The sequence below is a fragment of the Acinetobacter sp. EKM10A genome (assembly GCF_011075215.1).
GTDB lineage: Bacteria > Pseudomonadota > Gammaproteobacteria > Pseudomonadales > Moraxellaceae > Acinetobacter > Acinetobacter baumannii.
The window spans coordinates 1-19,921 of the sequence record NZ_JAALLK010000022.1 but is presented as its reverse complement, the minus strand read 5'-3'; the positions used below and the strand labels follow the sequence as shown (position 1 = coordinate 19,921).

20 protein-coding genes and 1 pseudogene are annotated in these 19,921 nt (G+C 36.3%); 14 read left to right on the top strand and 7 right to left on the bottom strand.

Features of this window, described 5'->3' with window-relative positions:
* The first annotated feature begins 136 nt into the window (after positions 1–136).
* The 8 genes from G9371_RS17775 (at position 137) to G9371_RS17745 (ending at position 8,638) form a co-directional block, all read left to right on the top strand.
* Positions 137–1,510, top strand: a complete 1,374-nt coding sequence (locus tag G9371_RS17775; RefSeq protein ID WP_029423791.1) for an outer membrane protein transport protein — start codon at positions 137–139, stop codon at positions 1,508–1,510.
* A 137-nt stretch (positions 1,511–1,647) separates the two neighbouring features.
* The gene (locus tag G9371_RS17770; protein WP_029423790.1) at positions 1,648–3,288 is read left to right on the top strand and encodes an AMP-binding protein; all 1,641 of its coding nucleotides are present in this window, start codon (positions 1,648–1,650) and stop codon (positions 3,286–3,288) included.
* A gap of 74 nt (positions 3,289–3,362) precedes the next feature.
* Complete coding sequence (locus G9371_RS17765; RefSeq protein ID WP_000534580.1) at positions 3,363–4,265, top strand: bile acid:sodium symporter family protein; 903 nt, start codon at positions 3,363–3,365, stop codon at positions 4,263–4,265.
* A gap of 767 nt (positions 4,266–5,032) precedes the next feature.
* Positions 5,033–5,611, top strand: coding sequence for a TetR/AcrR family transcriptional regulator (locus G9371_RS17760; RefSeq protein WP_029423788.1), 579 nt, complete (start codon positions 5,033–5,035; stop codon positions 5,609–5,611).
* Positions 5,612–5,690: 79 nt separating this feature from the next.
* A complete protein-coding gene (locus tag G9371_RS17755) occupies positions 5,691–6,206 on the top strand; it encodes a hypothetical protein (protein ID WP_001179598.1) in 516 nt (171 codons plus the stop codon).
* Positions 6,207–6,265: 59 nt separating this feature from the next.
* A complete protein-coding gene (locus G9371_RS19390) occupies positions 6,266–6,970 on the top strand; it encodes a hypothetical protein (protein WP_029423787.1) in 705 nt (234 codons plus the stop codon).
* Between the two features lie 151 nt (positions 6,971–7,121).
* Complete coding sequence (locus G9371_RS17750) at positions 7,122–7,262, top strand: hypothetical protein (RefSeq protein ID WP_000770263.1); 141 nt, start codon at positions 7,122–7,124, stop codon at positions 7,260–7,262.
* A gap of 242 nt (positions 7,263–7,504) precedes the next feature.
* A complete protein-coding gene (locus G9371_RS17745) occupies positions 7,505–8,638 on the top strand; it encodes an OmpW/AlkL family protein (protein WP_029423786.1) in 1,134 nt (377 codons plus the stop codon).
* Positions 8,639–8,731: 93 nt separating this feature from the next.
* On the opposite strand, the gene G9371_RS17740 is transcribed toward G9371_RS17745, so the two are convergent.
* The 4 genes from G9371_RS17740 to G9371_RS17725 all read right to left on the bottom strand — a co-directional run bounded on the left by G9371_RS17740 (position 8,732) and on the right by G9371_RS17725 (position 12,809).
* The gene (locus G9371_RS17740) at positions 8,732–9,067 is read right to left on the bottom strand and encodes a hypothetical protein (RefSeq protein ID WP_000747170.1); all 336 of its coding nucleotides are present in this window, start codon (positions 9,065–9,067) and stop codon (positions 8,732–8,734) included.
* Between the two features lie 282 nt (positions 9,068–9,349).
* Positions 9,350–10,690 (bottom strand): MFS transporter, encoded by a 1,341-nt coding sequence (locus tag G9371_RS17735; RefSeq protein WP_029423785.1) that lies wholly within the window; start codon positions 10,688–10,690, stop codon positions 9,350–9,352.
* A 9-nt stretch (positions 10,691–10,699) separates the two neighbouring features.
* Positions 10,700–11,512: an amidohydrolase family protein gene (locus G9371_RS17730; protein ID WP_029423784.1), complete on the bottom strand. Its 813-nt coding sequence runs from the start codon at positions 11,510–11,512 to the stop codon at positions 10,700–10,702.
* 7 nt (positions 11,513–11,519) lie between these two features.
* The gene (locus G9371_RS17725) at positions 11,520–12,809 is read right to left on the bottom strand and encodes an SLC13 family permease (protein WP_000126038.1); all 1,290 of its coding nucleotides are present in this window, start codon (positions 12,807–12,809) and stop codon (positions 11,520–11,522) included.
* Positions 12,810–12,920: 111 nt separating this feature from the next.
* Between G9371_RS17725 and G9371_RS17720 the strand changes: the two genes are divergently transcribed.
* On the top strand, positions 12,921–13,652 hold the full coding sequence (locus tag G9371_RS17720; RefSeq protein ID WP_000883493.1) for a GntR family transcriptional regulator: 732 nt from the start codon (positions 12,921–12,923) through the stop codon (positions 13,650–13,652).
* A 93-nt stretch (positions 13,653–13,745) separates the two neighbouring features.
* Here G9371_RS17720 and G9371_RS17715 read toward each other — a convergent pair whose 3' ends face one another.
* Positions 13,746–14,624: an SMP-30/gluconolactonase/LRE family protein gene (locus G9371_RS17715; protein ID WP_029423783.1), complete on the bottom strand. Its 879-nt coding sequence runs from the start codon at positions 14,622–14,624 to the stop codon at positions 13,746–13,748.
* 295 nt (positions 14,625–14,919) lie between these two features.
* Here G9371_RS17715 and G9371_RS17710 point away from each other — a divergent pair, with 295 nt between their 5' ends.
* Positions 14,920–16,263, top strand: coding sequence for an MFS transporter (locus G9371_RS17710; RefSeq protein WP_029423782.1), 1,344 nt, complete (start codon positions 14,920–14,922; stop codon positions 16,261–16,263).
* 100 nt (positions 16,264–16,363) lie between these two features.
* On the opposite strand, the gene G9371_RS17705 is transcribed toward G9371_RS17710, so the two are convergent.
* Entirely contained in the window at positions 16,364–17,296 is a 933-nt protein-coding gene (locus G9371_RS17705) for a LysR family transcriptional regulator (RefSeq protein ID WP_029423781.1), read from the bottom strand.
* 99 nt (positions 17,297–17,395) lie between these two features.
* Between G9371_RS17705 and G9371_RS17700 the strand changes: the two genes are divergently transcribed.
* Genes G9371_RS17700 through G9371_RS17690 form a run of 3 tightly spaced genes read left to right on the top strand, consistent with a single transcriptional unit; the run spans position 17,396 to position 18,501 of the window.
* A complete protein-coding gene (locus tag G9371_RS17700) occupies positions 17,396–17,830 on the top strand; it encodes a DMT family transporter (protein WP_001166493.1) in 435 nt (144 codons plus the stop codon).
* Positions 17,831–17,839: 9 nt separating this feature from the next.
* Entirely contained in the window at positions 17,840–18,298 is a 459-nt protein-coding gene (locus G9371_RS17695) for a DMT family transporter (protein ID WP_000584780.1), read from the top strand.
* A 59-nt stretch (positions 18,299–18,357) separates the two neighbouring features.
* The gene (locus G9371_RS17690) at positions 18,358–18,501 is read left to right on the top strand and encodes a hypothetical protein (RefSeq protein ID WP_001247157.1); all 144 of its coding nucleotides are present in this window, start codon (positions 18,358–18,360) and stop codon (positions 18,499–18,501) included.
* Here the strand turns inward: G9371_RS17690 and G9371_RS19295 are convergent.
* Positions 18,498–18,569, bottom strand: a pseudogene (locus G9371_RS19295) (hypothetical protein); the annotation flags it as partial. The gene G9371_RS17690 and the pseudogene G9371_RS19295 sit on opposite strands and share 4 nt — an antisense overlap.
* Before the next feature lie 204 nt (positions 18,570–18,773).
* Between G9371_RS19295 and G9371_RS17685 the strand changes: the two are divergent.
* Positions 18,774–19,921 (top strand): Ig-like domain-containing protein (locus G9371_RS17685; RefSeq protein WP_227591300.1); only part of this gene is annotated, 1,148 nt, incomplete at its 3' end.

Here is a 19,921-nt window from a genome sequence, read left to right as displayed (position 1 = left end):
GCCGTTTGACAGAAAAGGAGAACAACCTGATTTTATAGAAAATGCCTAATAAGAATCACTATGTAAAAACAAATATCAGGCGTTCAGAAAAGAGCGCCCTAATAAGTAAAAATAAAAATCTAGGACGGATTAAAAGATGAAAAAGAAAACATTAGTCATAGTCATGGCTTCATTTTGTACGAGCTCACTCTATGCAGCAGCATTTGATCGAACAGGACAATCAATTTCTGCATTTCTACAACCCGGTAATTATTTTGAGGCAAGTTTATCTGTTTCAGACACTTCGTTAGAAGGACAAGAAGCAGGTACAAACCCAACACGTAATAGTATTTCTGATATTGCAAACTCTGATTATCGTCCCAGTGCAGCTTTGAAATTACAGTTAGCACCTCAGTTTTCATTTGGTTTTCTTTACGATCAGCCATTTACTTCCGACTCAGAATATTATGGAAATAACAGTTTTGTTGCTAAGCCGAGCGATACGATTTTAGTACCGGGCATTGATTCAGCAACACTTGCCCAAAAGACCGGTGGAGAAGTCGTAACAGGGAACACCAAATCGAATTTTGTTATGCAAAATTTTAGTCTGATATTTGGTTATCAACCGGATAAAAACTGGAACTTTTATGCAGGTCCTGTTTATCAGACATTTAAAAGTAACGTCAATTTAAGAGGTCAAGTTTTCAGTTTATATAATGGCTATGACTTTAATGCCAAAGAAGTTGGAGATTGGGGATGGTTGGCAGGATTTGGTTATCAAATTCCCGAAAAAGCCATTAAAGCCTCATTGACCTATCGTTCAGAAATTATGCATGAAGTGACTGCTAATGAAAATGCGCCACTGGTTGATATGTTGAGTACACAGCAAGGCCGTGATTTTCTTGATCAGCATTTGGCGTATATGGTTTCTATAGGACAACTCACTGAATCGCGGAGGGAGGCACTCAATCGTATTGTTGCGGGCTTACCCGAAGCAGGAACATCAGGCTCAACTAAGTTTAGAGCGCCAGAGTCAGTGAATTTGGAATTTCAGACCGGATTACGCAAAGGGACTTTATTGTTCGGTAACGTGCGTTGGGTTCACTGGAATGATTTTGAGTTTAAACCATACCGTTTTGGTGAAATCTCAGAAGTTGTTGGGGTCCTATCAACGCCAAGTCGTCCAAACGGTTTTAATCTGGTTCGTTATTATGATGATCAATGGTCTGCCAATCTTGGAATTGGACAACGCCTAAGCGATAAATGGTCAGGTTCAGTTTCTGTAGGTTGGGACTCGGGAGCAGGTGAGCGCGTGTCCACAGGTGGGCCAGCTAAAGGTTATTACAGTGTTGGTCTTGGTGCGCAATATAGTCCAACTTCAAAATACTTTATTTCAGGTGGAATGAAGTATCTATGGCTCGGTGATGCCAAAGGTCAGCTTGGTGCTCAAGCAGGCAGTGAATATTATGTGGGTGAATATAAAAATAACTATTCAATCGGTTACGGTCTGAAAATTGGTTATAAATTTTAATTCAACTATTTGATGGATCGCTTAGTTATATAAACAGTTTATTTCTGCACGAGAGTAAGCAGATTAAGAGATTAAAGAAAATATAAAAAGTGGAGTAGGAACAGTTCCATTTCTCCCTCTCATAAAAGGACAATAAGATGACAAATCAGATCTGGTTAGATGAATATAAGCAATGGAATATAGAAAGTACGATTACATTGCCGGATGAACAAACTTCACTTCTCGATTTATGGGACAACAGCTTTAATAAGTTCCAGCAAAGAAAGGCTTTTATATTTGCAGATCAATCTTTTTCTTATGCTGAAATCGATTTATATAGTCGAAAAGTAGCAACATTCTTGCAAAGTTTAGGGCTAGAAAAAGGTACACGTGTTGCCGTAATGATGCCCAATATTATTCAGTACCCGATTATTTCACTTGCCGTGATTCGTGCAGGTTATATTCTGGTCAATATTAACCCCCTCTATACAGCACGTGAGTTAAAGCATCAGTTAAATGATGCAGGTGCAAAAGTCTTATTTATATTAGAACAGTTTTTACCTGTTTATGAGGCGGTTAAAGAGCAAGTATCGGTCGAACAAATTATTACCACTACCATGACTGAAATGTTAGTTGACCAACCTACTGAATTAGACACCTTAGATACTAAAAAATACGCTTTTAAGCAAATCTTATTGAAGACAAATGCCCAAGACTACATACGTCCTAAGCTTATTCTTGAGGATACTGTGCTTTTACAATATACCGGCGGAACAACAGGTGTATCGAAGGGCGCAGAATTAACCCATAAAAATATTGTCGCCAACTTATTACAAAATAATGTGGTTTTTAAAAGCTATTTTGGTGACCGAGATGCTTATGAAGATGAAATAGCGATCTGTGCCTTACCGCTTTATCATATTTTTGGTTTTACTGTCTGTTTATTACACAGTGCAATGAATAAAGGTTATGCCACTGTTTTAGTTCCAAACCCGCGTGATTTAGACGCTCTCGTACATTGTTTTGAAAAATATCGTCCTACGGTTTTTCCTGCTGTAAATACTTTATTTAATGCGCTGATTAATCATGAAGGCTTTAATAAGCTGGACCATAGCCGTTTAGAAATTACCACAGGCGGCGGTATGGCAATTTTGAAATCCACTGCCGATGGATGGGAAAAACTGACAGGACGTATTATCCGTGAAGGGTATGGCTTATCAGAAACGTCGCCTGTTGCGACCTTTAACCCGCCAATCTCTAATACTTTTAGTGGCACGATCGGTATTCCTGTACCGAGCACGGATATTGCTATTTTGGATGATGAAGGTCATCAATTAGCACCCGGTGAAACTGGAGAAATTGCAATTCGTGGCCCGCAGGTCATGAAAGGTTATTGGAATTTGCCTGAAGAAACGAAAGCGGTCATGACTGCTGATGGTTTCTTTAGAACAGGTGATATTGGCTTTATGAATGAAAAAGGCTATACCAAAATTATTGACCGTAAAAAAGACATGATTTTAGTGTCAGGCTTTAATGTTTTTCCAAACGAAATTGAAGAAGTTTTAGCCCAACATCCAAAAATTTTAGAAGTCGCCGTGGTTGGGATTGCAGATGAAAAATCGGGTGAAGTGCCTAAAGCCTTTATTGTCAAAAAAGATGACTCTTTATCGGTTGAAGAAATCCAAAACTATGCAAAAGAAAATCTGACAGGATATAAACAACCCCGTCATATCCAATTTATTAATGAATTACCCAAGTCGAACGTGGGTAAAATTTTAAGAAAAGAACTCAAAGTTTAATAAAAACTTTTAATTAAAAACATAAGCGTATGGGAATAGAAGCTCCATAAATAAATGAAAAAAGGAATGAAATTATGGGTTCAGGATTAATTACCGTTTTTTTACCAATTGCACTCGCAATTATTATGGCTGGTTTGGGTCTAGAGTTGACCATAAATGACTTTAAACGCGTACGACAACACCCAAAAGCTGTCTTTATCGCATTATTTTGCCAACTGGTTATTTTAGTCGGTATTGCATTTATTATTTGTAAGGTTCTTGCTTTACCACCAATGCTTGCTGTTGGATTAATGCTCCTTTCTGCGTCACCAGGCGGGCCAACTGCTAACTTATTTAGTTATCTCTATAAAGGAGATATCGCTTTAAATATTACTTTAACGGCTATAAATTCGGTCATCGCTGCCTTTACACTTCCGTTAATTGTGAATTTTGCAATACAGCACTTTATGGAAAATGGGCAAAATGTAGGATTGCAATTCTCTAAAATCATACAAGTTTTTCTTATTATTTTAGTGCCCGTTGGGATCGGGATGTTAGTCCGTCATTTTGCGCCGCATACGGCTGAAAAGCTCAATAAACCTGTGCGTATCTTTGCTATCGTTTTTCTCGTATCGATCATCATATTAGCAGTTGCACGAGATTATCAAAATCTGATGACGTATATTGGGCAAATTGGATTGGCAACTTTGCTGTTCTGCGTATGTAGTTTAATGGTTGGCTATTTTGTCCCACGATTATTGGGTGTAAATAGCTTTCAGGCAAAAGCTTGCGCGTTTGAAATTGGAATTCATAACAGTACCTTAGCCATGACCATTGCTTTTACAGTAATGGCAAGCAGTATGGCCGCTATGCCAGCAGCAGTTTATTCATTATTTATGTACATTGTTGCAGCTATCTTTGGCACATTGCTAAATCGTCTAGAAAAGAAAGAGATTACACAAATATCAACTAAAACGTACTCAAAGAATCTTCAGTAATATCTGGCAGATAAAGGTATTTAATTACCACCATATGTTTATAGTTTGAATTAAAAGAGGAGGCCAACACCTCCTTTTTTAGTCTCAAAATTTAAAATATTTATGGCCGAGCAAGCGCAGTCATAATAAAAAGAAAGCGTTAGAGTGCTGTTATAAAAGCAAATTGTTAAGCCAATATTTAAGTTTTTCCTTAATTATGTAATTAAATGAAAAACAATAATTTAATTAAATAATTTCTAGCCAATTTCACATTGACAGCTCAAATATTGAAGATTACCATTTGCGGGCTGGCCTACATTGCCAGTCGGTTTTGACGGACCGAGTTTGTAAGACCACATCAGAGCTATTCCTTCTGAGGGATACTCATATGTGCACACCCCGTTCCCTTCCGTAGCGGTAGGACGGGAGTGGGACACCTTCGGGTGTGCTGGAGTCTTACCCAGTCCGTCAACCTGCTTCCGTTCTGCCACCATAATTTATAATGCTTTGGCAGAACTCCCAAAAGAAGGAGTTGGCTATGCACATTCATAAATTATTGGCAGTCACTGTCAAAAACTATCTCGACACAACTTAAATCACTTTAAAACAGTTTGATGAGCTATAGGCTTTTCAGGCTTTAAATCATTACGTCTAAAACTTAGCAACAATAAAACTTGGGATGTGCCAAGCACAGTCTTTACGGCTTTGCTGTGCCTTTTTTTCTCCCAGAAAAGGCACAGGCTTTTTAATCTCACTTAGAAACAACAAGAATTTATAACGGTAAAACTATGCGAAATTTAAAAACTTCTTCCAAAAAATTACAGGTTATTCATACTGCCATACGCCTATTTACAACTTATGGGTTTCACACAGCGGGCGTAGACCTTATTATTAAAGAAGCCAAAATAACCAAGGCGACTTTTTATAATTACTTTCACTCAAAAGAAAGGTTAATTGAAGTGTGCATCGCTTTTCAAAAAAGCCTGCTGAAAGAAGAAGTACTTGCCATTATTTACTCAAGTCGTTACCGCACTTCAAAGGACAAACTCAAAGAAATTATAAACTTACATGTTAACTTTAATAGCCTGTATTACCTTTTGCTTAAAGTCTTTTTTGAAATTAAACATATGTATGCGAGCGCTTACCGTATGGCGGTTGAGTATAGAAAATGGCTACTTCATGAGATTTTTGACCTCATTTTTAGTTTAGAGACCCATGCATTAAAACCCAATGCCAATTTGGTTTTAAACCTAATTGATGGCTTGATGTTCCAGATTTTAAGCTCAAAGAGTTTGGAAGAGAAGGATGTGGTGGTGGAGAGGTTTTTTGGGGTTGTAAATACTGCACCTAACTATTTGAAAATATAAATTTTCCTATAAACTTGAATACCTATATACATGTAAATAAAAACTGCTTTAACTTTTTCCATTGTGATGGAGTTGTATTGTGCAAAATATTAAAATGAAAGATGACTCATGTCATTTTTTTACTGAACAAGATATTACAAGTAAGCAAGTTATTAAAGTTTGCTTTGACATATCTGATTTTGAAGAAATTCAACAAGTTTATGATTTTTTTGGCGAGAAAATATATGGAAATAATCGAGAGCATTTAAATGACATTCATCCAAATACAAAACATTTTGGAAGTAATTTGTCTGCATTTCATGACTATTTAAGAGGATATCTGATTGGTATTTTTTCAGAAAAAAGAAATGAAATTTTATCAATAACTATAACCAATAATAGCAATAAAAATGTTGATGATGATTGGTTGGATTTCTTTAGTATAATTATACAAACATTTTTTGATGCACATAAAAAGATAAAATATGGAATTTATATGGACTTGAATTTTTCAAGAAGTATTATGGCTTATATGATGGATTATTTTAGTTTTTTAATTTCTGATTATCATAATAGGCCAAAAGACGAGCTGGATGAGAATGGTAATTATGTGTGAGATTTAAATTAATTTATAAAGTTAAATTATAACCGCTATATAAATATAGAGTAAAAACAGTGCATAATGTGATTGAGCCATCAGTTCTTAGAACCAAATCTCCATTTTTTATTATTGCTAAAAATTTCTTTATTTTTGGATTACTTTGGATTTTATCTTTATTCTTGTATGGAGTTTTTTACTATGATTCATATTATTCCATATTTATTTATCTAATTAGTTTCTATGCTACTTATTTTTTTGGATATTTAATATCTAAACCTATTGTTGCAGACCTTGACTCTAACACTCTTAATCAAGTTAAGTTTTTAAGCCTTATATTTTTTACTCTTTATTATGTAATAGTACCTCTACGCTGCTTTCTAGTTGAAATTCATGATGGTTTATATGGTTTTAGACTGGGTTTTGGGTTCGTTTTTCCGTTCTGGACCCTAACCCCAATTTTTATCACTAATCAGAAGAATAAGTTTTATATTTATTTATGTGTCTTGCTATGTGCTCTAGAAGTAATTTTTTGGATATTGTTTTCTAAAATGAGTGGGTCTGAATTTTACAAGAGACCTCTATCTGTTGCTATGTTCGTAAGTTCTCTTATATTTGCATTAACGTTTCCTTGGTATTTATCTTGGCTAAGAGAAATAGACATCAAGAAATGGGTTTTACCATGCTTTTTTAAAGAAGATAGATTTATATCTAAGATAGTATCATGGGTGACAATAGGACTCGGTAGTTGCTTTATGTCCTTGTTCTATTTTTTCTTCTAAAAAAAGATCAATAGAGAAATCCTATCAAAGATGTGGTTTTTATATTACACATTGCTTAAAAAATATACAGAAACCTCGCTAAAACGAGTTGGAACGCTACAAACGCGAATGATACTTTAAGTTTCACTCTTCCCAATAAGTGAGGTGAGCTATGAAATTGTTAGCTTTGATTAGTATGGGAGTTGCAGCGAGTTATTGGTATAAAACTATAAAAGATAGCAAGCCAACTCTTCTGAAACCTAATTTTGATGAAATAGTAAAAAACTTTGTATTAGCAGATTTTAAAGCCTAATGCATATTATTAAATTTAGTTAAATAAAAAGCTCATCGGAAGATGAGCTTTTTTTAATTTATAAATTTCTATAGAAAACTCATTTATATTGTATATTTTTCAATCAATTAAAATATATTAATTAAAATTAATATATTGTTTTATAATGCTTTTTATCGGAAAATTTTACCAAAAATTAAAAAAATCTTTATTTTAAATAAAGAGGTTAATGGAAACCTCTTAAATAAAATAAAGGAAATAAAATGGATATTTTAAAATTAATCGGCGGGAATCTGCTCACTGTGGCTTTTATAACGGGAACACAGACAGCACATGCAGAATTTAAACGGTTTTCCGTATCTGCTGGATGGTTGCATGTCATGCCACAAGGAAAGGCAAATCCATTCAACATAAATACTGCTGTAGCAAATGGAACTACTGCCAAAGTTGGAACTATTTCTACTTCAGCATTTATGAAATCAATAGACCCTAATGCAAAATTATCAACAGGTGAAAATGCTAAAGAAATTCTTGATATGGTATTTAGTCACCCAGTAGATGAGAACGGCAATCAGCAACAATCGGTTGGTCAGCTATTAGGGCTTGTAGATGAAAATGACATGGTTTCATCTGATATAACAGGTACAGCAACGATTAGGGGACTAGAACAATGGGAAGGGCAAGGTACAGGTCTTGAAGCAGAAGATGTAGACACTCTAGGCTTAATGTTCAATTACTATATTAATGAGAAAGTGTCTTTACAGTTAATCGGTGGAATTCCTCCAAAGGTTGATGTTAAAGGGAAAGGAGAAATCAATGCACCATTATCTGGTTTTGCCAATCCTGAAGGGTTAGCTGCATTAGTAATTGGAGATAAATTAGATTTATTGCAAGATATACCAATCACGAATCTTGGTAATAAATCTAAAGCTGCAACTGTACGGGCATGGACGCCAGCATTAGAGGCCCAATATCAGTTCGGTAAGTCAGGAGTAAATAAATTTAGACCCTATATTGGTGCTGGAGTTATGTATTCACGTTTCTCGAACATTAAGCTAAATGATCAAATCAACTCGGATTTAATTGCTGCGGGCCATATGATTCAAAATGTTCTCGATAATAATGCTGGTGCTGCGTTAGATGGTAAAATCTCAAGTGCAAACCCTTATGTTCGAGTTAAAACGACTGATGCGATTGCCCCAATTGTTAGTCTAGGGGCTACTTATGACATCACTCCAAATTGGTATGCTGTTGGTTCAGTGTCTTACGCAAAGTTAAATAACCGAGCAAATATTGATGTAATTGATGGCAAAACAGGTAAACAGTTGATTCATGCATCAACTAAAGTTGATATTGATCCTTTAATTACTTATTTGGGGGTAGGTTACCGTTTTTAATATTTTTCTTTAAATTAGCCATATTTATTATGGCAAAGAAAGCCCTGCTAAATATTAATTATTAGCAGGGTTCGATTAAATTAGGAAGTTCAATCATCTCTTATTTTGTAGATAATTTGGCTGAATTTGATTCAAGCTATCTTCTGGTTTCTTTTTACGAGCATGTACTACTTGAGTAGTTTCAATATGAACAATTCGATCATATTCAATATTCTTTAAATGGTCTGGTGCTAATTCTGGATAGGACTTGTAAAAATGCATCTTAATATTTAAAGCATGATCAAGTAGAAATGCAGATTCTATGCTATAGTATTGATCATCATGAAAAAGATCATAGGTTGATTCTAATAAATCCTTTATTGAGTCATCAAGCTTTTTAAGTTTTTCATTTATATTATTTAAATCACTCGTAGTTGGTCGTTTTTTCATTTTTTATCTCGCATTTAGAAATTTAAAAAATATTTATTATATAGGTTACAGATTAAGATATTTATCTAATAAAAGTCTTATCACAAGGAAGGTATTCATACTTTCATTTAAGATGTCAGAAAAATCGCTCAAATCTAATATACAAATAAAACTATATAGGTGACCACATTATTCTTACAACCTTAAATTAAGGGGAGAGAAATAAGAGAGGCTAATCGAGATAACTATGAGAAAAGAGACCATTAATAGGTCTCTTTTGATTAAATCTTTTATTTCTAAAACCTAAACCAACTTTTGAACCTTTTGCGCTTTTGGCAATGTCGGTTTTCTTCCCAAATACAACGCAATCATGGCACCCGTAAATGTAAGCATACATAACGGTAAAAGAGAAATAGGGAAGCTACCCGAATAATCTTTTACAATACCCATAATAGAGTTCATAAGCCCAGTACCGATATGCGCAATGGTGTTCACTGCTGCAATACCTACAGCCACTAAAGTAGGTGGTAAACGCTCAGAAACCAATGCCCAGAAAGGACCTTTAATGGCATAGTTACCCATCAAAACAAGTGAGAATAAAAGTAAGCTCAAAGTTAAAGACGAGGTAAAAATAGTAAGGAGCAAACCAAAACTGGTCACAAATAACGGAATAGCTGTGTTGAGACTCTTATTACCACTTTTATCGGCATGTACGCCCCAAACAATCATGAAAGCGGCAGCTAAACCAAACGGAATCATATTTAAAAGACCCGTCTGCATAGCAGTTAAATGGAAGGCTTTTAAAATTTGAGGCATCCATAACGATAAAATATTGCTGGTTGCTGAACTTCCTGCATAAATAATTGCAAAGAACCATAGATATTTATTGGTAATCAGCAACTTAAACTTACTCTTTTTCTGTTTGGCACTGTCTTGTTTTTCAGAGTTCAACAATTGGTTTTTTTCAAAAGTTAAAGTGCTTGATAACCATTCCTTTTCTTCTTGATTTAACCATTTCACATTATTTGCGGTATTCGGCAGCCATACAAGGCACAACAAACCAAGAAGGATTGCAGGTAATGCTTCAAGAATTAAAAGCACTTGCCATCCACTTAAACCCAGTAAACCATGCAAGCCTAACAGTAAGGCAGATAATGGTGAACCGATAAAGTTAGATAAAGGAATCGCAACCATAAATACGGCAACAATTCGAGCCATGTATCGTTTAGGGAACCATAGTGTTAAATACAGTAATACGCCTGGGAAAAATCCGGCTTCGGCAGCACCAAGTAAAAAACGTGAAATTGCGTATGAAATCGGGCCGGTAATGAAGGCAGTACAGCAACCGACAATGCCCCAAGTAATCATGATTCTGGCAATCCAGATACGTGCACCTAGCTTTTCCATAGCCATGTTACTTGGAATTTCAAATATGACATATGCAATAAAAAATAATGTCGCACCAAAACCAAAGGCAGTAGCAGTTAAACCAATTTCTTGGTTCATGGTTAAAGCGGCGAAACCAATATTCACCCGATCAATATAAGCGATGAAATAACAAAGAATGAGGAAAGGAAGAATACGGAAAGAAAGTTTACGGATCGTTGTCTTTTCTACTTCCGATATAGATATATCATTTTTCATACATACTCCTTATGTACGTGAGAAACCAAACAGCTCGGTAGGGTTCTGATTTAAAATTAAACATTGCTCGTGTTTATCAAACACAATATGTTTAAAAGCTTTAATCGCATCTTCATAAGTTATTAAGGATTCATGTTGGGTATGCGGCCAATCGCTTCCCCAAATGAGTTTGTGTAAAAAACCTTTTTCTTTAAAAATGTTATATGCCTGCTGGGCTATATTTATGTTGCTGGGTGTAGCACCCAAACGGTAGAAACCGGACACTTTAATCCAGTGCTGTTTTACGTTAAGTAAGCTTAAAAACTTCTGATAATCCGGATCTTCAATCCCTTTAATAGGGTCAACTCGGCCAAAATGGTCAATTACGACATCAAAGCTGTAATCATCCAATTGTGGCAAAAGCTGAACCAGATATTTCGGCGGTGCGTGTATCTCAACTTGCCAGTTGAGGCTTTCTACATTTCGTAAAAATTTTTGCCAGTCAGGCGTATTTAGCGCAGGAGGGTTAAGACCGAATAGATTTAAGCGAACACCTACAATGCCTTGTGCCTTGAGATTCACTAGCTCATCAAAAGTCGTCGTATGTTGAACAACGGCGATCCCTTTTAAACGGTCAGGGTATTGCTGAATTGCGTTTAACATCGCTTGGTTATTGGTACCCAAAAAGCTGGGTTGAACCAAAACACCATGCGTGAAATTGTGTTCATCAAGATGAGAGATAAAACTTTGTACAGTTGCCTCATAATCAGGAGCATAACGTGCTGTTTCGATACTGTGGTCCTGAGTCGAAAAAACATGTGCATGTGTATCTATACAGTTCATTTTCATCTCACATTACAAATTTTAAAGCGAAAATAGCGATTAAAGCGGCAATGACTCCTACAGGAATTGCTTTAAATAACAGTTGATTAAAGAATTTGGTTTTGTCGATGTCTGCTGGTGCTGAAGCCATAATGAGGCTACCGCCAGACGAGAAAGGAGAAATCGCTGTAGACTGAGCGCCAACCACAATACAAATGAACAGCACTAGTGGGTTTAGGCCAGAGGTAAGTGCAAGCGCAGGAACAATTGGAAATAAGGTAGGAGCAACCACGCCTAGAGTGCTTGAAAATACAGACATAATGGCACTGATCAGACATAACAATACTGGAATGACCCACACAGGAACATTGTTTGCTAACCATTCAGATAGGGTAGTAATAATGCCAAGTTTCACACCTAATGCGATGAGCATACCAACACCGCAAATCATGATCAGTGTTCCCCAAGGTACAAGTGCAATGACCTTTTTCTCATCGGCAAGTTTCATAAGTAAACTAATGAGCGAGAAGGTAATAGCAAGGAAGGCAATATCAATTTTGGAGTTTAAAAAGCTAATCGTTTTTACATCGGGAAAAACAAGATGCAAGATTGGAAAAACTAAAACAATCGACATCATTAAAATAATAAGGAAAATAGATTGTTTCTGTTTTTTGTCGAATGGCTCAGGCTTTTGATCTTCAATTACAATTGAATTACTTTTTCTATTCCACAGGGTGTAAATTCCCAGCACCGCAATTGGAATAATTAAAGTTAAGATAAAAATGCCACTGCTATATGAAAAAGCTGTTTGTGAGCTAATGCCAGTATTTTCCATTAAGCTTCGGAAAATAATGCCACTTTGCGATGTCATAAAATTTGCGCCAGCTAAAGCGCCGTAATTTGCAGCCATCCCACCAATAATCATATTCATATTGGTTTTTTTACACAGCAGCAGTGTAATCGGTGCCATAAAGGCAAGTACTGTATAAAAACCAGCACCTAGGCCAGCAATAATGGTTGCTGCGAAAAAAATCGCTAAAGGTAAAAACTGAGGAAACTTACGGCATTTATATAAAAGATGGCTGGCAAGCTTCTCTAAAGCACCATTTGCCAAAGCAAAGTTATAAAACAAAGTAACGGATAAAATAATAAAGAAAATTTTGACAGGCCATAATTCAATAACTTCGGAAGGTTTAAGACCCATGCCAAAGCAACCAATCAGGTAGGCAAACGCTATCGTAAAAAATCCGATATTAATTTTCGTTTTATAACCTAAACCTATCGATACGGCTAAAGCCATCAGCATCAATGCAGTCATATTATCTTCCTTGATAAATATATAAACATCTAAACATATATATGTTTGGTTTTTTGTATTACACAGAACTATGCTAATATTGTCAAATCGATTTCATAATGTTTAACGCAAATGCTTGATGAGACTGCATTTAAAAATTTTAAATTGCCAAGATATGAAAAGGTCCGTTGGGAACTTCAAAAACTATTGATCCAGTCAAAATGGACAGTCGAAGAGCCTATTCCAAGTGAACAAGAGCTTGCGCAAATGTATAGCGTATCGGTAGGAACTGTTAGAAAGGCGGTTGAAGGGCTGGTTGAAGATGGCTTATTAGTTAAACAGCAAGGAAAAGGAACTTTCCTCAAACAACCTAATTTTGAAAATTCGCTTATTCGTTTTTTTAGATTACGTAATAAAAAAGGCGAGTTCATTCAGCCACAAGGACAAATCAAAAAAGTAGAAGTGTGTGATGCAATACCGGAAGTAAACGCCGAGTTAGGGCTTGGGCACACTGACAAGTTGCTTTATATCGAGCGTGTCCGTAAGCATGAAGATGTCGTTGTATTAAGTGAGAGAATCTGGCTACCTGAACGCTTATTTAAAAATCTTGAAGAAATTCCAATCGCTGAGTTTGGGAATCTACTTTATCCTTTTTATTATCAGCACTGTGGCCAATTTATTTCTTCTGCAACAGAACGGTTAACTTTTGAGAAAAATATTAAAGATAGCTATTTAAATAACCACCTTGAAGACCCTTTAGTGAAGGTATGCCGTATTGCAAAAAATCTTGAAGGTGTAGCGGTCGAATACCGTGAGTCTTATGGTTTGGCCGATAATTTTCATTATGAAATAACAATTAATTAATTCTTTATGCAGCTTAATAAAGATTTCCTTATTAAGCTGCAGAGCTGGTTCACTACCGTTTATGGTTAAGTATTTCTTGTAGGAAGTGAGTCATTACCCCATAAATCGAGCATCGGCTAATCCTTGGATGCCTAGCCCATAAATGGCAAAAACACTGCCTCGCAATTGGTTGTCATCAGGGAACCTCGGAAGAGGCGGTTGTGACATAGAGGTAACAAACAAGACATCAAGATTTTTTCCACCAAAAACTGCACTGGTAATTTTTTTTACAGGCATTTCAATAATACGATCGATTTGTCCATCAGGACGATAACGTACTAACTGACCCGAATATACTTTTGCATTCCATAAGTAGCCTTCACGATCTACTGTCGAGCCATCTGCTGAACCACCGTCTGATGTATCTATCTTACAAAAAGTAGTTTTATTTGAGATTTGCCCTGTTTCAAGATCATAATCATAAGACCAGATTTCACCTTGCCATGTGTCTGCAAAATAGAGCTTAGTACCATCAGGACTCCAGCAAATACTATTTGAAGTATTAATATTATTTTCTAATTTTTCTATTTTATAATCTGCATCTAATCGATAGAGAGACGCGGTATTCCCATCTTCAAGGCGGTTCATAGAGCCAAAAACGAATCGACCTTGCCGATCAACACGACCATCATTTAATCTATTTTGGGGTAGGTCTGGTTCAGGGTTGCAAATAAATTTTAAGTTGCCTGTGTCAAAGTCGAGTTGATATAACCCGTCTTCGAGCGCAACAATTGCGCCGTTATAATTTTCTTGTAAAGCAAAAGAACCTATTTTTTTATGGACTTCCCACGCCCGTATATTCCCACCGAATTCATCACAACAGAATAATCGTCCATCAACAATATCTACCCAAAATAGGCGTTGGCGTACAGCATCCCAAGTTGGGCATTCTCCAAGTTTTGTTTTTACATCTACCAGTACTTTAATTTCCATAATTCCTTTTTTAGTCCTTTTATTCAGTCATTCATCGATGAAACTAAATTAATGAAAGCTAAATATAAAAACCAATGAAAATTTTTCTTTATCTAATAAGAGATTGTTATTGGTCCTGTGAATTAAAAATGTATGGAGATAAATAGCTAAAACTAAATTGATAAATATAAGTTATTGCGTGGTGTAGAAATATCATTAGTAATTCTAAATCGACTTGATAGTTTAAGAGTGAACAAATGACATAGCGTTATACGCAAAAGCATGTGGATGCATTTTAATTAAAAAGGAATTAGAAATGAGCCTAAAAAAAGTTCATCGCCACTCTTGGGTATCATTAGTGATTTGCTGGATTATCTGGGTGGTTGTTGCATACGACCGAGAGTTGATTTTCCGCGCAGCCAATATGATTTGTAATGAATTTAATTTATCTCCAACGCAATGGGGATACACCATTGCTGCAATTACACTTTCTTTGGCCGTTCTTAGTATTCCGGTTGCTGCTTTAAGTGATAAACATGCGTCCGGTTGGAAGCGAGGAATTTTTCAGTGGCCCTTAGTAATCGGATTTACTTTTATTTCGTTGCTTTCAGGCATTACATCTTTAAGTTCAAGTTTCTATAAGTTTGTAACCTTACGTATTATGGTTTCTTTGGGTTGTGGGGTGGCAGAGCCAGTTGGGGTGAGTAATACTGCTGAATGGTGGCCCAAGGAACATCGCGGTTTTGCCATAGGTGCTCATCACTCAGGTTATCCGGTTGGAGCGCTACTTAGCGGTGTTGCAATGGCCACCATCATTACCTATTTTGGTCCACAAAACTGGCGCTATACCTTTTTTCTTGGAATTATATTTGCTGTACCAGCATTAACGTTTTGGGCGATTTATTCCACCCGTAAACGTTATTCAGAGTTTCACCAATCTTGTGTAGATAATCAATTTACACCACCAACAGATTTTGTGTACGATGAAGGAGAAGAGAAAACAAGTACGCATAGTACATGGGAACGTTTAAAACAAACTCTAAGTTCTCGGGGAATTGTGTTTACCGCAGCCAGTACTTTAATTACCCATGTGGTTTATATTGGTTTTTTAACTATCTTTCCTGCATTTTTATACAATATTGTCGGGTTAGATCTGGCGAAGTCGGCTGGCTTGAGCGCTGTATTTACAATTACCGGCATGATGGGGCAAATTATTTGGCCGACTTTGTCCGATAAGATTGGCAGACGACTCACATTGATTTTATGTGGTTGTTGGATGGCGGTCAGCATTGCAAGTTTTTGTTTAACCTCAGGCGTGGTTTCCGTCATTGCAATACAACTGTTTTTTGGTCTATCTGCCAACGCAATTTGGCCTATTTTCTATGCGACAGCATCAGATTATGCGCCAGCCGGAGCAATTGGAACTGCAAATAGTTTAATTACAGTTGCTCAGTATGTAGGTGGGGCAGTCGCACCGATTATTATGGGATATTTGCTTACGAGCTTTGGTGGCTGGCATAGTCATCAGGGGTATATCTGGTGTTTTCTCTTAATGTCATGTTGTGCGTTTATTGGCGTGATTTTGCAAATCATATTGGGTTATCTCATTAAAAAAGAAAAATCAGAACAAGTTGATAATTTAAGTTTGAGTGCAAATTAAATTCTTATTTATTTCAAGTTTTTAGTCTTATTTTCATCTCTGGTGAGACACCAGCAAAGTATGTCGATACTGGAATACTTTGCTGGCATTGATAAGAAAGCTAATTCTGCCAATACGGTGTGTCTCCATAGATTTCTGCAAAATAATCGATCACTGCTCTAATATTAAGTGGTGGATGGCGGACATTGGGATAAATGGCTGCGATATGCTGGGGGTGTGATTTAATCGCGACTTCATATTCAGGTAAAAGCTTTATTAAGTCACCTTTTTTTAAAGCTTCGCCAATTAGCCAATCAGGAAATAAAACAATCCCCATGCCATGAAGCGCGGCTGTCATTAAACTCTCGGCATTGTTTGAAGAAAGTAACGGGGTAATTGGATAATGTACCCATTCTTCATCAGGCTCTCTCACTAACCAGCGGTTAGGACCTTCAAAACCTTTATAGACTAGGCACTTGTGTTGATTAAGTTCTGTTGGGTGGTCGAGCGTACCATATTTGGCAATATATTGAGGAGAGGCGGCCAAATGATATTTTTGTGTACCAAAAATACGGGCATGAAATGATGAATCAGTCAGTGCTCCAATACGAAATATTAAATCTGTGCTTTCACGTAATGGGTCTATAAATTCATCGGTTTGTATTAGTTCTATTAGAAGCCTTGGATAACGCTCTGATAAACCCGCTAACCATGGCGCAATATGCCGTTGCCCAAAAAACACAGGGGCATTAATGCGGACGAGTCCCGATGGCTCTATGGTTTTATCTTGTAAAGCCTTTTGAGCTTCATCAAATTGTTCGGTAATTCTTTTTGCATATTCAAAAAATAATTTGCCCGATTCGGTCGGTGTGATAGCTCGTGTATTTCGGTAGAAAAGTTGCTGCCCCAACGCATCTTCAAGTTGTTGAATGGTTCGAGAAATCATGGAGGCAGACACATCTTCTTTACGTGCTACATTCGAGAAGTTTTGAGCATTGTAAACACTAATAAAGAAGCGAAGCGTGCGGATATCAATCGAATTTGTTAAATCCATTTGTGCAATTTCTGCAAAAGTGATTCATGAATTATGCTGTTTTTCTGATGAATTAGCTACCTTAGTATTCGTTGCCTAGATACAGATGAGGCAATGTAGATGCAAATTCTATTACTACTCCTAACCATTTTAGGGGGAATGGGGCTATCGGTCGAAGCTGGGCTTTTAGGGCCGTTAGGAAAGGAAGTAGGTGAGTTGTGGGCCACTTTTAGTATTTTTGGTGTGGGTGCAGCACTTACTTTTTTACTCATGTTGTTTTTTAGCCCACGCAATAGCCCTTCATTTTTTACACTTCCATCTTGGCAATTACTTGGTGGCGTTTTAGGTCCGGCTTACGTCATTATTTTGACCATTACCACTCCAATTATTGGCATTGCAATGACCATGATTGGCATTTTAGCGGGACAGGTATCTAAAAGTCTGATTATCGACCACTATGGTTTACTAGGAACTCCACATAGGAAAGTAGACCGTAAACGGGTAGTCGCACTCATCTTTATTGTTGCTGCACTTGTACTTGTGGCAAAAGCGTAGGAGACAGCCATGATAATTTTAATGATTCTTCTCGCCGTCATTGGTGGTGCTTTGCTGAGTGTACAGGCCGCAATTAATGGTCAACTTGGAGCAAAAGTTGGTGTGTTTCGTAGTGCTTTTTTGACTTTCTCGGTCGGTGCTCTAATTACGGCTCTCCTTATTTTTTACTTTGAACCTAAACAAACCTTAACACTATTAGATGTTCCTAAATGGCAGTTATTAGGTGCCATGTGTGGCGTACCTTATATTGTCATTATGGTACTGGCTGTACAAAGAATTGGGGCTGCAGTTGCTACGGTGGCTGTGATTTTTGGGCAACTTTTGATGAGTATCTTAATTGATAACTTTGGCTGGTTTGGTAATGAAGTGCTCTCTTTTTCACCGTATCGATTAGGAGCGCTAATTTGCCTAGGGATTGCTTTATATTTTATCTATTCAAGTAGTAAAGACAAAAAGATAGAAGCGTAATATAAGCTTAAGATTGAAATTAATATAGGTCTCATTGTTGGTCGTAAAGCATACTAATAATGAGGCCATGCTTAATATTAGGTTACGCCGTAAAAATTACACGAAAAGAAAAAGATGCTGTGGTTCTAATTAGTGAAAAAGCATACCTTGAATATAAAAATGCAATGTTTGAGCTCAATAAATTAAAAAATAAAGATTTTTAACTCGCAACGATCCGCTTCTCAAGCATTTCGATAAAAGTTTTTAAAATAATATTGTGGTTTTTGCCTTTCTTTTATCACCATTTACTTTTTTAAGCTATGAAAGCTAGTGTGATTTTAGAAATTATTAAAATTAAAACCAAATTAGTGTGCTTACTGACTATAGTCTTGGTAAGGTAAATTATATCGATTAATAAAATTATTATTATGAATTTTTATGGATTTTATTATTTTTTGTGGTAAATTTTTTGCGTTATAAATAGGTTTTTACAAAAATGCAAAACATACTTACTTTTATTAAAAATGGTCAAAAATTTACTTTAGATGCAAGCAATATTAAAAGTGTAAGAGATACGGGAAATGGTTTTGAAATCACTCTTAAAAGTGGTGAGATAATTCAAGCTGATTCCTATAGTATTACTCCTAATACTCAGCCAGTGGAGCAAGTTTCTAGTCAGCAAGTAGAAAATAATTCTGAAGCTGATGAGGAATTTGAAAAAGAAGAAGTTTTAAAAGAAAAGAGTTTATTGGATTCACAAACAATGTTATGGGGTGGTGCTGCGATCGCACTTGGTGGTATTGCGATAGCAGCATCAGGTAGTGGTGGTAGTGATGGTTCAGCACCTTCTGATCAAACTCCTCCAGCAAGTTTAACTAAAATACTGTCTAAAGATGGTAAAGCTGTAAGTGGTTTAACAGAAGCTGGAGCAACTGTTATAGTTGAAAATTCGGCTGGAAAAGTAATCGGTTCTGCCAAAGCAGGAGCAGATGGGACATATTTAATTAATTTAGATAAAGCCTATATTAATGGTGAAATACTAAAAGTTTCTGCTCAAGATACTGCCGGTAATAGTACAGTTAAACAAGAGCTTATCGCTTCTGATATTACAGCTCCTACTTTAACACATGCTATTTCTTCTAACGGTAAAACTATTACAGGTTTGACAGAGGCTAATTCAACTGTCACCGTTAAAGATTCATCTGGAAAAATCATTGGAACTGCAAAGTCTGATAATGATGGAAAATATACAGTCATACTGGATAAAGCTTATTTAAATGGTGAAAATCTTACTATTTCTGCCGAAGATTTAGCTGGTAATAAATCAACAATTCAAACAATTTTGGCTGACGATAAAACTGCGCCAATAGGTTTAACAGTTGCAATTGATACAGCGGGTAAAGTAGTTACAGGTGTAACTGAAGCCAATGCTGTTGTGACAGTTAAGAATGCTGCAGGAATTGTAGTCGGTACAGCTACTGCTGATACCGCAGGTAAATACTCGATTACACTAGATAAAGTATATTTAAATGGTGAAAGCTTAAGCGCTACTGCATCAGATCAATCTGGTAATGCTACAGCACCAAAAACCATTATCGCACCGGATACCACGGCACCATCAAGTTTAACTGCAAGTATTGGTAC

Excerpts from the sequence above, each read along its gene's own strand:
- G9371_RS17695 (WP_000584780.1), top strand. The coding sequence starts at position 17,840 with ATGATAATTTTAATGATTCTTCTCGCCGTCATTGGTGGTGCTTTGCTG.
- G9371_RS17725 (WP_000126038.1), bottom strand. The coding sequence starts at position 12,809 with ATGACTGCATTGATGCTGATGGCTTTAGCCGTATCGATAGGTTTAGGT.
- G9371_RS17735 (WP_029423785.1), bottom strand. The coding sequence starts at position 10,690 with ATGAAAAATGATATATCTATATCGGAAGTAGAAAAGACAACGATCCGT.
- G9371_RS17760 (WP_029423788.1), top strand. The coding sequence starts at position 5,033 with ATGCGAAATTTAAAAACTTCTTCCAAAAAATTACAGGTTATTCATACT.
- G9371_RS17710 (WP_029423782.1), top strand. The coding sequence starts at position 14,920 with ATGAGCCTAAAAAAAGTTCATCGCCACTCTTGGGTATCATTAGTGATT.
- G9371_RS17770 (WP_029423790.1), top strand. The coding sequence starts at position 1,648 with ATGACAAATCAGATCTGGTTAGATGAATATAAGCAATGGAATATAGAA.
- G9371_RS17750 (WP_000770263.1), top strand. The coding sequence starts at position 7,122 with ATGAAATTGTTAGCTTTGATTAGTATGGGAGTTGCAGCGAGTTATTGG.
- G9371_RS17730 (WP_029423784.1), bottom strand. The coding sequence starts at position 11,512 with ATGAACTGTATAGATACACATGCACATGTTTTTTCGACTCAGGACCAC.
- G9371_RS17775 (WP_029423791.1), top strand. The coding sequence starts at position 137 with ATGAAAAAGAAAACATTAGTCATAGTCATGGCTTCATTTTGTACGAGC.
- G9371_RS17715 (WP_029423783.1), bottom strand. The coding sequence starts at position 14,624 with ATGGAAATTAAAGTACTGGTAGATGTAAAAACAAAACTTGGAGAATGC.
- G9371_RS17740 (WP_000747170.1), bottom strand. The coding sequence starts at position 9,067 with ATGAAAAAACGACCAACTACGAGTGATTTAAATAATATAAATGAAAAA.
- G9371_RS17690 (WP_001247157.1), top strand. The coding sequence starts at position 18,358 with ATGAGGCCATGCTTAATATTAGGTTACGCCGTAAAAATTACACGAAAA.
- G9371_RS17745 (WP_029423786.1), top strand. The coding sequence starts at position 7,505 with ATGGATATTTTAAAATTAATCGGCGGGAATCTGCTCACTGTGGCTTTT.
- G9371_RS17700 (WP_001166493.1), top strand. The coding sequence starts at position 17,396 with ATGCAAATTCTATTACTACTCCTAACCATTTTAGGGGGAATGGGGCTA.
- G9371_RS17720 (WP_000883493.1), top strand. The coding sequence starts at position 12,921 with ATGCTTGATGAGACTGCATTTAAAAATTTTAAATTGCCAAGATATGAA.
- G9371_RS17705 (WP_029423781.1), bottom strand. The coding sequence starts at position 17,296 with ATGGATTTAACAAATTCGATTGATATCCGCACGCTTCGCTTCTTTATT.
- G9371_RS17765 (WP_000534580.1), top strand. The coding sequence starts at position 3,363 with ATGGGTTCAGGATTAATTACCGTTTTTTTACCAATTGCACTCGCAATT.